This is a genomic window from Pseudomonas sp. 14P_8.1_Bac3 (genome assembly GCF_025466085.1).
Classification (GTDB): domain Bacteria; phylum Pseudomonadota; class Gammaproteobacteria; order Pseudomonadales; family Pseudomonadaceae; genus Aquipseudomonas.
In genome coordinates this window covers 100,412-112,537 of record NZ_JANLOD010000017.1, presented here as the reverse complement: position 1 = coordinate 112,537, position 12,126 = coordinate 100,412, and the positions used below count along the sequence as shown (strand labels likewise).

Annotated in this window: 8 protein-coding genes; all 8 read left to right on the top strand. The window is 61.1% G+C overall.

What is annotated here, in order from left to right; genetic code table 11:
* The first annotated feature begins 10 nt into the window (after window positions 1–10).
* The 8 genes from NTD84_RS05555 to NTD84_RS05520 all read left to right on the top strand — a co-directional run bounded on the left by NTD84_RS05555 (window position 11) and on the right by NTD84_RS05520 (window position 12,084).
* Window positions 11–751, top strand: coding sequence for a flagellar basal body rod protein FlgF (locus tag NTD84_RS05555; protein WP_262163996.1), 741 nt, complete (start codon window positions 11–13; stop codon window positions 749–751).
* 45 nt (window positions 752–796) lie between these two features.
* Window positions 797–1,582 carry a flagellar basal-body rod protein FlgG gene (gene flgG / locus NTD84_RS05550; RefSeq protein ID WP_008055493.1) on the top strand — a complete coding sequence of 262 codons (786 nt, stop codon included), beginning with the start codon at window positions 797–799 and terminating at the stop codon, window positions 1,580–1,582.
* A gap of 51 nt (window positions 1,583–1,633) precedes the next feature.
* Window positions 1,634–2,329 carry a flagellar basal body L-ring protein FlgH gene (gene flgH, locus NTD84_RS05545; protein WP_262163995.1) on the top strand — a complete coding sequence of 232 codons (696 nt, stop codon included), beginning with the start codon at window positions 1,634–1,636 and terminating at the stop codon, window positions 2,327–2,329.
* 27 nt (window positions 2,330–2,356) lie between these two features.
* A complete protein-coding gene (locus NTD84_RS05540; RefSeq protein WP_262164018.1) occupies window positions 2,357–3,445 on the top strand; it encodes a flagellar basal body P-ring protein FlgI in 1,089 nt (362 codons plus the stop codon).
* A gap of 11 nt (window positions 3,446–3,456) precedes the next feature.
* Window positions 3,457–4,749, top strand: coding sequence for a flagellar assembly peptidoglycan hydrolase FlgJ (gene flgJ / locus NTD84_RS05535; RefSeq protein ID WP_262163994.1), 1,293 nt, complete (start codon window positions 3,457–3,459; stop codon window positions 4,747–4,749).
* A gap of 23 nt (window positions 4,750–4,772) precedes the next feature.
* Complete coding sequence (gene flgK, locus NTD84_RS05530; protein WP_262163993.1) at window positions 4,773–6,833, top strand: flagellar hook-associated protein FlgK; 2,061 nt, start codon at window positions 4,773–4,775, stop codon at window positions 6,831–6,833.
* Between the two features lie 13 nt (window positions 6,834–6,846).
* Complete coding sequence (locus NTD84_RS05525; protein WP_262163992.1) at window positions 6,847–8,394, top strand: flagellar hook-associated protein 3; 1,548 nt, start codon at window positions 6,847–6,849, stop codon at window positions 8,392–8,394.
* A 108-nt stretch (window positions 8,395–8,502) separates the two neighbouring features.
* A complete protein-coding gene (locus tag NTD84_RS05520; RefSeq protein WP_262163991.1) occupies window positions 8,503–12,084 on the top strand; it encodes a glycosyltransferase in 3,582 nt (1,193 codons plus the stop codon).
* Window positions 12,085–12,126: the final 42 nt, after the last annotated feature.

Sequence of the window (12,126 nt, the reverse complement as noted above, 5' to 3'; positions counted from 1 at the left end):
AGGAAAGAGTGTGGACAAGTACCTTTATGTGGCAATGACCGGCGCCAGCCAGAATGCACTGGCGCAGAAGGCTCATGCGAACAACCTGGCGAACATCTCCACCAACGGTTTCCAGAAAGACCTGGAGCAGGCGCGGTCGATGCCGGTGTTCGGCGACAGCTTTCCGGCGCGTGCGTTTGCCATGTCCGAACGTCCGGCCACCGACTTCTCCGCGGGTTCGCTGATCGAAACCGGTCGTGATCTGGACGTCGCGGTGCAAGGCAACGGCTGGCTCGCCGTGCAGAACCCGGACGGCGGCGAAAGCTATGTGCGCACTGGCAGCCTGAACATCGATGCCCTCGGCGTATTGCGCGCCGGTAACGGCATGCCGGTGCTGGGCAATGGCGGTCCGATCTCCGTGCCGCCCGAGCAGCAGGTCGAAGTCGGCGAAGACGGCACTATCAGCATCCGCGCGATGGGTGAAGGTCCGCGGGTCATGGCGGAAGTCGACCGCATCAAGCTGGTCAACCCGGATTTCAAGAACATGACCAAAGGCCTGGACGGTTCGATCCACACCAAGGACGGCCAGCCGGCGCAAGCCGATGCCAACGTCAAGCTGGTGTCCGGTTTTCTCGAGTCGAGCAACGTCAATGCCGTGGAAGAGATGACCTCGGTGCTGGCGCTGGCCAAGCAATTCGAATTGCACATCAAGATGATGAACACCGCCAAAGAAGACGACCAGGCCATGGCTCGGGTCTTGCAGATCAGCTAATTACCAGAACGTCGCGCCGTAAAACAGGCGCACGAGGAGAATCGAATGCTTCCGGCTCTATGGGTTGCCAAAACAGGTCTGTCCGCCCAGGACACCAACCTGACCACCATTTCCAACAACCTGGCAAACGTGTCGACCACGGGTTTCAAACGTGACCGCGCCGAGTTCCAGGACTTGCTGTATCAGATCAAGCGCCAGCCAGGCGCCCAGTCGACCCAGGACAGCGAACTGCCGTCGGGTCTGCAACTGGGTACCGGTGTGCGCATCGTCGGCACGCAGAAAAACTTCAACGCCGGCAGCCTGCAAACCACCGAGCAGCCGCTGGACATGGCCATCGACGGTCGCGGTTTCTTCCAGATTCTGCAACCGGACGGCACCACGTCCTACACCCGTGACGGCACTTTCCACCTCGACTCCAACGGCCAGATCGTCAACGCCAGCGGCTTCGCCCTGGAACCGGCGATTGTCATTCCGAACGATGCCCAGACCTTCACCGTCGGCAAAGACGGCACCGTCTCCATCACCGTCGCCGGCAACCCGGCTTCCCAGGTGATCGGCAATCTGCAGACCGCCGACTTCATCAACCCGGCCGGCCTGCAAGCCGTGGGCAACAACCTGTTCCTGGAAACCGCCGCCAGTGGCGCGCCGCAAGTCGGCACGCCGGGCCTGGCCGGGTTCGGTACCACGCTGCAGAACACCCTGGAAACTTCCAACGTCAGCACCGTTGAGGAGATGGTCAACATGATCACCACCCAGCGCGCCTACGAGATGAACTCCAAGGTGATCTCCACCGCCGACCAGATGCTCTCGTTCGTAACGCAGAATCTGTAACCAGTCTATGAGGCGACCATGAGGTCGCCTGCAACACCGTGAGGTAGGGTCATGAATCGCTTTGTATCTGTTCTGGCACTGAGTGGGGTCGCCGCACTGGCCGGTTGCGTCGGTCCGACGCCCAAGCCCAACGACCCTTACTACGCCCCGGTGTTGCCGCGCACGCCGTTGCCGGCTGCCGCGAACAACGGCTCGATCTATCAGGCCGGTTTCGAGCAGAACCTGTACAGCGACCGCAAGGCGTTCCGGGTCGGTGACATCATCACCATCACCCTGAACGAGAAGACCCAGGCCAGCAAAAACGCCAACTCCCAGGTGGGCAAGACCAGCAAGGCCGGTATCGGACTGACTTCGCTGTTCGGGACCGTGCCGAACACCAATAACCCGCTCGGCAGCGGCGACCTGTCACTGGATGCCGGATACAGCGGCGATCGCGCCACCAAGGGCGACAGCAAGGCCGGGCAGGGCAACAGCCTGACCGGTTCGATCACCGTGACCGTCGCCGACGTGCTGCCCAACGGCATCATCGCCGTGCGCGGCGAGAAGTGGATGACCCTCAACACCGGTGATGAGCTGGTGCGCATCGCCGGCCTGGTCCGGGCCGATGACATCGCCACCGACAACACGGTGTCGTCGACGCGCATTGCCGACGCACGCATCACCTACTCGGGCACCGGTTCGTTTGCCGATGCGAGTCAGCCAGGCTGGTTCGACCGTTTCTTCCTCAGTCCGCTGTTCCCTTTCTAGGTGGCCACGTTGAACTTCAAAAGCCTGATGGTGGCCGCATTTCTGCTGTCCGCGGCCTTCAACGCTCAAGCCGAGCGGCTGAAGGATATCGCCAGTATTTCCGGCGTGCGTTCCAACCAATTGATCGGCTACGGCCTGGTGGTCGGGCTTAACGGCACCGGTGACCAGACGACGCAAACCCCGTTCACCCTGCAGACCTTCAACAACATGCTCTCGCAGTTCGGCATCAAGGTGCCGCCGGGTTCGGGCAACGTGCAATTGAAGAACGTCGCGGCGGTGTCCATCAGTGCCGACTTGCCGGCCTTCGCCAAACCCGGTCAGCAGGTCGACATCACCGTTTCGTCCATCGGCAACTCCAAGAGCCTGCGCGGCGGCACCTTGTTGCTGACGCCGCTCAAGGGTATCGACGGCAACGTTTATGCGGTCGCTCAAGGCAACCTGGTGGTCGGCGGTTTCGATGCTGAAGGTCGTGACGGCTCGAAGATCACCGTCAACGTTCCGTCGGCCGGTCGCATCCCTGGCGGTGCCTCGGTGGAGCGTTCGGTGCCGAGCGGTTTCAACCAGGGCAACAGCCTGACCCTGAACCTCAACCGTTCGGACTTCACCACCGCCAAGCGCATCGTCGACAAGATCAACGACATGCTCGGCCCTGGCGTCGCCCAGGCCATCGACGGCGGTTCGATTCGCGTCAGTGCGCCGCTGGATCCGAGTCAGCGGGTCGACTACCTGTCGATCCTCGAAAACCTCGAAGTCGATCCGGGCCAGGCGGTGGCGAAAGTCATCATCAACTCCCGCACCGGCACCATCGTGATCGGCCAGAACGTCAAGGTGTCGCCGGCCGCCGTGACCCACGGCAGCCTGACCGTGACCATCACCGAAGACCCGATCGTCAGCCAGCCCGGCCCTCTGTCCAACGGCCAGACGGCGGTCGTGCCGCGCTCGCGGGTCAACGCCCAGCAGGAAGCCAAGCCGATGTTCAAGTTCGGCCCGGGCACCACCCTCGACGAGATCGTGCGGGCGGTGAACCAGGTCGGCGCAGCGCCGGGTGACTTGATGGCGATCCTCGAAGCACTGAAGCAGGCGGGTGCATTGCAAGCCGACCTGATCGTGATCTGAGGACGGCGACCATGGATATGCGCAAGGGCGGTCTGGGTGTCAGCAGCAACGATTCGGGTTCCTACTCGGACTTGAATCGACTGAACCAGCTCAAGGTCGGCGACAAGAACAGCGATGGCAACATACGCAAGGTAGCGCAGGAGTTCGAATCGCTGTTCCTCGGTGAAATGCTCAAGTCCATGCGCAAGGCGACGGAGACGCTGGGCGAAGGCAATCCGCTGAACACGCCGGAGGCCAAGCAGTATCAGGAAATGTACGACCAGCAGTTGGCCGTTTCCATGTCTCGCGAAGGCGGCGGCATTGGTCTGGCGGACGTGCTGATCCGTCAGATGTCGAAGAATAAACCGATGGCGCCGGGTGAAGCCGCTGCCGCATCGGCGGCCAAACAGGCTGCGGCGAAAGCCGCGGTCGAGACGCCGATTGCCGCCGGTACGACGGCCATCAGCGGTCCGTTGTCGCGTCTGAACGGCGAGCGTCCGTTGTGGGCGTCGCGCTCGGTGCGTGCACCGCAGGCAGCGGGCGAGGGCGCGCATCGCAATGACATGGCGCTGATCAATCAGCGACGCCTGGCGTTGCCACCGAAGCTGGCGGACCGCTTGCTCGCCGGCCTGGTGCCTTCGGCGACGACGGCAGTCGCGTCGGTTAACAGCGCGCCAGTGCCAGAGCGCACGACGACGCTGACCGGTGCCGGGCCTCTGTTCAATGGCGACTGGCTGGCGAATGCGCAAGCAGCGTCGGGTGCCGGCCTGCAGATTCATGGCCGCGCCATGGCTCAGATCCCCCTGGCCCCGGCGAAAAAAGCCTTCAGTTCCGCCGATGAATTCGTCAACACCATGCTGCCGATGGCCAAGGAAGCCGCCGACCGTATCGGCGTCGATCCACGTTACCTGGTGGCCCAGGCCGCCCTGGAAACCGGTTGGGGCAAATCGGTCATGCGTGCCCAGGATGGCAGCAGCAGTCACAACCTGTTCGGCATCAAGGCCAGCAGCAGTTGGCAGGGCAATTCGGCGCGGGCGATCACCAGCGAATTCAGGAATGGCGCGATGGTCAAGGAGACGGCCGAGTTCCGTTCCTACGACTCGTACAAAGACAGCTTCCATGACCTGGTGACGTTGCTGCAAACCAACAATCGCTATCAAGATGTCGTGAAGTCGGCCGATAACCCAGAACAGTTTGTACGCGAGTTGCAAAAGGCCGGTTACGCAACCGACCCCGACTACGCGAGCAAGATTTCGCAGATAGCCAAGCAGATGACGAGTTACCAGAACTACGCTGCGGCGGGCGTTTCCACCACGCCTTTATAGGCACAAGGATTAAGGTCTGAACCATGAGTTTGCTTAATATCGGGATGTCGGGTCTGGCCGCTGGCCAATCCTCGTTGATGACCACCGGCAACAACATTGCCAACGTCGACACCGCCGGGTACTCACGCCAGCAGACAGTGCAGGGCACCAAGGCCTCGCAGCAGTTTGGCAACGTGTACATCGGCAGCGGCACCACGCTGGCCGATGTACGTCGGGTGTACAACAGCTATCTCGATGCGCAGTTGCAGACTTCCACCTCGCTCAACAGCGACTCGGCTGCCTACCTGGGCCAGGTCACGCCACTGGACAAGTTGCTGTCGGACAGCGGTACCGGCCTGAACGGCGCCCTGACCAAGTTTTTCACCTCGGTTCAGAACGTCAATGCCAAGCCTGGCGACGATGCTTCCCGTCAGCTGTTGCTCAGCGATACGCAGGCCTTGAGCAACCGCTTCAACTCGATGTCTTCGCAACTGACTCAGCAGAATGCGACCATCAACGGCAACCTGACGAACATGGCGGATCAGGTCAACAAGCTGGCCGCCACCGTGGCCCAGTTGAACCAGAAGATCTCCGAGATTTCCAGTTCCGGCGGCATGCCGAACGACCTGCTGGATGCGCGTAACGAAACCGTGCGCCAGCTGTCGACCTTCACCGGTGCACAAGTGGTGGAGCGTGAAGGCAGCCTCGATATCTACCTGGGCAGCGGTCAGCCGCTGGTCATGGGCAACACCGTGAACAAGCTTGAGACCGTGCCGAGCAAGGACGACCCGAGCCGCCTGGCGCTGCAGGTCAATCGCGGTTCGAGCTCCATCGATATCACTTCAATCATGACCGGTGGCGAGATTGGCGGCCTGTTGCGTTATCGCAGCACCGTGCTCGATCCGGCCATGAATGAGCTGGGGCGCGTGGCCCTGGTCGTCGCCGATCAGATGAACAGCCTCCAGGCCCAAGGCATCGACAAGAACGGTGACTTCGGCTCCAACCTGTTCAACAGCATCAACAGTGCCGCGCAGATGTCCCAGCGCAGCATCGCCACCATTGGCAACAATGCCGGTACCGGCAACTTCGATGTGAGCATCGAGGACACTGGCAAGCTGACCATCAATGATTACAAGGTCACCTTCACCTCGGCGACCGACTATACCGTCCAGCGTCTGCCGGACAACACGCCGATGGGCAGTTTCAGTACAACGACCAACCCGCCTCCGGTCATCGACGGCTTCTCCCTGAAGCTGGCGGGCGGCACTGCCACGGCCGGCGACACGTTCAAGATCACCCCGACGCGCAACGCGGCAGCCACCATCAAGACCGAGATGACCGACGCCAAGCGCCTGGCCATCGCGGCCCCGCTGGGTGCGGCCATCGCGGCGGGCAACAGTGGCACGCTGACGATTCCGGCCAGCGGCCAGCCGACCCTGACCACCAAGTTCGACATCTACGACACAGCCACCGCAACAGCGATGCAGAACGGCCTGAAAAACTCCACGCCGACCAAGATCGTCTTCGGTGATGTGTCGGCCGATGGCACCACCCAGACCTACCAGTTCCTGGACGCCAAGGGTGGCGTGATCAGCAGTGGCTCCATCAAGCCCGGCGAGAACAACACCCTGAGCCTGAGCATTCCGCTGAAGGATGCCAGTGGCGCGCCGATTCCGGCCCCGCCCGCCACGCAGTACACCGTGAGCTTCGATATGACCGTTGCCGGCTCGCCGACCTCGGGCGCCGCGATCAACGTCACCCTCAGTCAGCCAGGTACGCTGGACAATCGTAACGGCACCGCCCTGGCCGGCCTGCAAACCGCGCAGACCGTGGACACTGGCAGTTCCAGCAAAGGCATCTCCCTGACCGACGCCTACGGCAAACTGGTGGAGAATGTCGGCTCGAAGGCGGCGCAAGGCAAACTCGACAGTGCCGCGACCGACGCCATCCTGGCCAATGCCAAAGGCGCGCGCGACTCGCTATCGGGTGTCGACCTCGACGAGGAAACCGGCAACCTGGTCAAGTATCAGCAGTACTACACAGCGTCTTCGCAGATCATCAAGGCTGCGCAGGAAATCTTCAGCACACTGATCAACAGTCTTTAAGGAGTCGTAGCCCATGCGCATTTCTACCGCCCAGTTTTACGAGTCCACGGCTGCGAATTACCAGAAGAACTTCGCCAACGTCGTCAAGAGCAGCGAAGAGGCGAGCAGCCTGGTTCGCGTCAACACCGCCGCCGACGATCCGGTGGGTGCTTCGCGCCTGCTGCAGTTGGGTCAACAGGCTTCGATGCTTGATCAGTACAAGGCCAATACCGACACCGTCAAAGCAACCCTGGGCCAGACCGAGTCGGTCCTGACCAGCATCAACAACGTACTGCAGCGCGCCAAGGAACTGGCCATCGGGGCGAACAACGCCGGTTACACCGATGCCGACCGTCAGGCCAACGCCTCGGAACTGGGCCAGATCGAAGAGCAGTTGCTGAGCCTGATGAACAGCCAGGATGAAAACGGCAAATACATCTTCGCCGGCTCCAAGGGCGACACCGTGCCGTTCTCTCGCAATTCCGATGGCACCTACAGCTACAACGGCGACCAGACGACCCTGAATCTGCCGGTCGGCGACAACATGTCGATGGCCACCAACAGCACCGGCTGGGAAGTCTTCCAGCAAGCGGTCAATACCGCGCGCACCCAGGTCACCTCGTCGATGAACGACGGCCTCGTGACGCTCTCCGACGGACAGGTTTCGTCGAGCGTTTCGTACAGCAACAAATTCGCCGGCGGCGAACCGTACACGGTGGAATTTGTCAGCGGCACCCAGTTGAAGATCACGGATGGCAGCGGCAACGATGTCACGAACGAAGCCACCCGGGGCGGTGTCATCACCACGGGCACCAATCAGAACATCAGCTTCCGCGGCGTCGACCTGACCCTGAATGTCAACGATCCGAACGCGGTATTGACCGGACGTAATTTCACCCTGCAATCCAAGCCGGACACCTTCAACGTGTCCCGCGGTCCTGGCAACCCTGGCACGGTCCAGGCGACCGGCACCACGATCACCGACCCGGCGGCTTACAAAGCCAGCTTCCCGAGCGGTTCCGCCGTGCTGAAGTTCACCAGCGACACCACGTTCGAGTTGTACGCCGCCCCGATCACAGCGGATAGCAAACCTGTCAGCAACGGCACCATCGTCGGTAACAAGGCCACCGCATCCGGTGTGGAGTTCACCCTCGACAACACCGCGACCAACGTCCTGGTGGCAGGTGATCAGTTCAACGTGTCGGTCAATACCCACGAGACCCAGAACATCCTGGATACCGTGAGCCAGTTGAAAAAAGCACTGAATACGCCGACTAACGGTGATGCGGTGGCCACCCAGAAACAACTGGCGGCGATGACAGCAGGCATGGGCAACCTTGCCAGCGGCATCGACCAGGTTTCCGCTGGCTTGAGTTCGGTCGGTGGTCGTGGTTCGGCGCTGGATACCCAGAGCGACACCAACCAGGCCCTGGTGCTGGCCAATGCGCAGACACAATCGACAATCCGTGATTCCGACCCCGCTGAAGTGATGACGCGCCTGACCTTGCAGCAGACCATGCTGCAGGCTTCGCAGTTGGCGTTCAGCAAAATCGCGCAGTTGGGCCTGTTCAACAAAGTCTGATCCAGAGCAGGGATCGCATGCGTATGCGGTCCCTGATCCTCTACCTTTTACGGTTCAGGACGTTCTGCTCTCGCGGGAGTTGACGCCCCCCGGCCGAGAGTCATGCGTGTGAAATCTACTCCTCTTGTCAGCATCGCCATCCCTGCGTACAACCCGCGTTTTTTTCGTGTAGCCCTGCAAAGCGCGCTCGATCAGACCTACGACAACCTGGAAATCGTCATCTGCGACGATTGCCGCACGGGCGAGATCGAGCAGATCGTCGAGTCGCTGGTCGCAGAGTCGAACGTCGTTGTGCGTTACCTGCACAACCCGGTACGCCTGGGCTTTCAACAGAACCTCCTGCGTTGCTTCGAAGAAAGTCGCGGCGAGTACATCAAGTTTCTGTGTGACGACGATCAGTTGCTGGTGAAAACCATCAGCGAGCAGGCCGCTGTGTTGAGCGAGCACGCCGAGGTGTTGCTGGTGGTCAGCAAGCATCACGTGATCGATGCCGACGACTACGTGTTGCCGGTGCGCATGGAAAACGTCGGGCTCACGGCTTTCGATGCGCTATTCAAAGGCGAAGACCTGCTGGCCGCGTTCGAGAAAACCCCACGCAATATTCTCGGTGGTTTCAGTTGCGCGCTGATGCGCCGTGCCGACATCGCTGCGCTGCTGCCTGCGCTGACTCAGGCCGAAGGCGGGTTCGTCGCGCTGCTCGATTTCGCCCTGTACATTTGCCTGCTGCGACGCGGCAATCTGGTGCAGCTCGCCAGTATCGGCAGCATCGTACGCCTGTATCCGGAGCGTCTGAGCAAGCGCCCGGAGATGATTGCCGCGGCTACCGTCGAGTGGGCGTGGGTGGCGCAGATGCTTGCCCAGCGCAGCGGCGAGCTGGCCCCGGCCACCGATTGGGTGCGGTACATGATGCTGGAGGAACTCACTCCGGCCGAAACTCGCGAGTGGAATGAATTCAATCTGTACACCGTCATGGCCACGCGCCAGGGCGTCATTCTGGTTCAGGTTGGCACAGACTCCGAAAGCTACGCCGATCTGTATACGCAATGGATCGATTGCCGGCGTTTCACCCCGTCGCGCAAACAAGTGCTGTCCCGACAAATTGCGCGCTGGGCCCATCGCCCGGTCATTGTGCCGGTGATTGTCGATCCGGACGCCGATGCCTATGGCGTCGAAGTGACCCTCAAAAGCATTGCCGCCCAGACGTACGCCTGTGAATCGGTGGTGCTGTTGTCGAACGGCGAGCGCGAGCATGACGACAGGATTCAATGCCTGCCGCTGCAGGCCGACGGGTCGCAGCAAATCAACCAGTTGTTGCCAGGGCTGCACGAAGCCGACTGGTTCTACCTGCTGCGTGCCGGAGACCGGTTGACCGAGTCTGCATTGCTGGTGCTGGCCGACCGGATTGTCGGGATGCCAGGTGCGTCCTGCATCTACAGTGACGAAGGGGCGCTGGTGGATGACGCACCCGCCGAGCCGATCTTCAAGCCTGATTTCAACCTCGACCTGATGCGCGGCTACCCGTATGTCGGTCGCACCTTGGCGTTTGAACGCCAACGCTTCCTGGCACTGGGCGGGTTTGATTCGGCCCTGGGCGAGCTGGCACCCCACGACGTGATCTGGCGTCTGGTCGAAACGGACGGGCCGCATGCCATCGGGCACATCGCCGAGGTGCAGGTCGAATCGTCTTTTGCCTTCGCACAGTGGTTATCCCAGCCGCAAGTGATCGAGCAAAACGCCCGGCTGATCACTGCCCACCTGCAGCGCATCGGTGTCGACCATGTGTTGCACCCGGGGCCGTTGCTGAAGTTGATTCCGCGGATCGAGTACCTGTATGCGGAGCGCCCGCTGGTGTCGATCATCATCAGCGTCACGGACGAGTTGATTGCACTGCAGCGCTGCATCAACAGCCTGATCAGCCAGACGGCGTATACCCGCTACGAAATCATCATCGTCGACAATGCCAGCGAAAGTGCTGAACTGCGGCATTGGCTCAAGGCCATGGCTGAGTTGGGCAGTGACATGCTGCGCATCTTTTCCTGCCCGCAAAGCGGCAACGATGCACAGGTCAGGAACTTCGCCGCGCAACAGGCGCGCGGCGATTACCTGCTGCTGCTCAGCCCTTATTGCGTGGCCCATGACGAACGTTGGCTGGACGAGTTGCTCAATCATGCGCAGCGTCCGGAAGTGGGGATCGTCGGTCCGCGCACGCTCAATCTGCAAGGCAATGTGATCGATGCCGGCCTGGTGCTGGGCTTGAATGGTCTGGCGGGCAGGGCGTTTATCAATGAGCCGGTGACGTCCGGCGGCTATATGCAGCGACTGCAAGTGGTGCAGAACTGGAGTGCGGTGAGCGGTCACTGCCTGCTGGTACGCAAGCAGGTATTCGACAGTGTCGGCGGGTTCGAGGAGGCCATCAGCACTCAGGGGATCAATGCGCTTGAGCTGTGCCTGCGTGTCGGCAAGGACGGGTACCTGATCGTCACCACGCCGTTTTCGAATATTGTCCTGGCGCCGTCCGCGCAAACACGGATAGAAGAGACACGCGAGCAGCAATTGGAGATCGAGCAGGAAGCGTTCTACAAACGCTGGATGCCGCAGATCGCCAATGACCCCGCTTACAACCGCAACCTGAATCTGAGTGGCAACAGCTTTGGCCTGAATCCGGGTGTGCGCACGGGCTGGAACCCTTTGTGCACGCGCAACGCGCCGTCGATTCTGGGCCTGGCGCTCAATAGCTCCGCGATCGGCCACTACCGTGTCAGCCAGCCATTGTTCGAGTTGCAGGCGGCAGGGCGTATCGTGGGGCGTGTGGCTTACGACATGCCTTCGATCATCGAGATCGAGCGTCAGTCACCGGACGTCATCATTCTCCAGGGCCGTTATAACGCAGGCAAAATCAATGACATTGTCCAGGTGAAAAACTATTCCCAGGCCATGCGCATTTATGAACTGGACGATTACGTCGCCCGGATTCCGGAGAAAAACGAACACACCCGCAACATGCCCGACAACATCGAGGCATTGATGCGCAAGGGCATCGCCATGTGCGATCGGGTCGTGGTGTCGACCCATGCGCTTGCCGGCGCCCTGGCTGACATGCACCACAACATTCGTGTGGTGCCGAACATGCTGGCGCCCTATCTGTGGACGCACCTCACGAGTCAGCGCCGGACCTCGAGCAAGCCGCGCATTGGCTGGGGCGGCGGCACCAGCCACCGTGGCGATCTGGAGCTCATCGCCGATGTTGTCCGTGAATTGGCGGATGAAGTCGAATGGGTGTTTTTCGGCATGTGCCCCGATCTGCTCAGGCCCTACATTCACGAGTTTCATCCCGGCGTCAGCCTCTCGACCTACCCGGAGAAGCTCGCGAGCCTGAACCTTGACCTCGCATTGGCACCGCTGGAATTCCATATCTTCAACGATTGCAAAAGCAACCTGCGGTTGCTTGAGTACGGCGCCTGCGGGTATCCGGTGATCTGCTCCGACACCGAGGCTTATCGCGGTCATTTGCCGTGCACGCGGGTCCTCACCAACAGCACTGATGAATGGCTGCAGGCGATTCGCATGCACTTGTCGGACCCTGCCGCCAGTTATCGAATGGGCGACGAATTGCGCGAAGTCGTGTTGCGCGACTTCATGTTGCGTGGAGACAACCTGCAGTACTGGGCCGATGGCTGGCTACCGGATTGATGAAACGCAACGTCGAACTGCCAAAAGAACGTAATGCCGCTG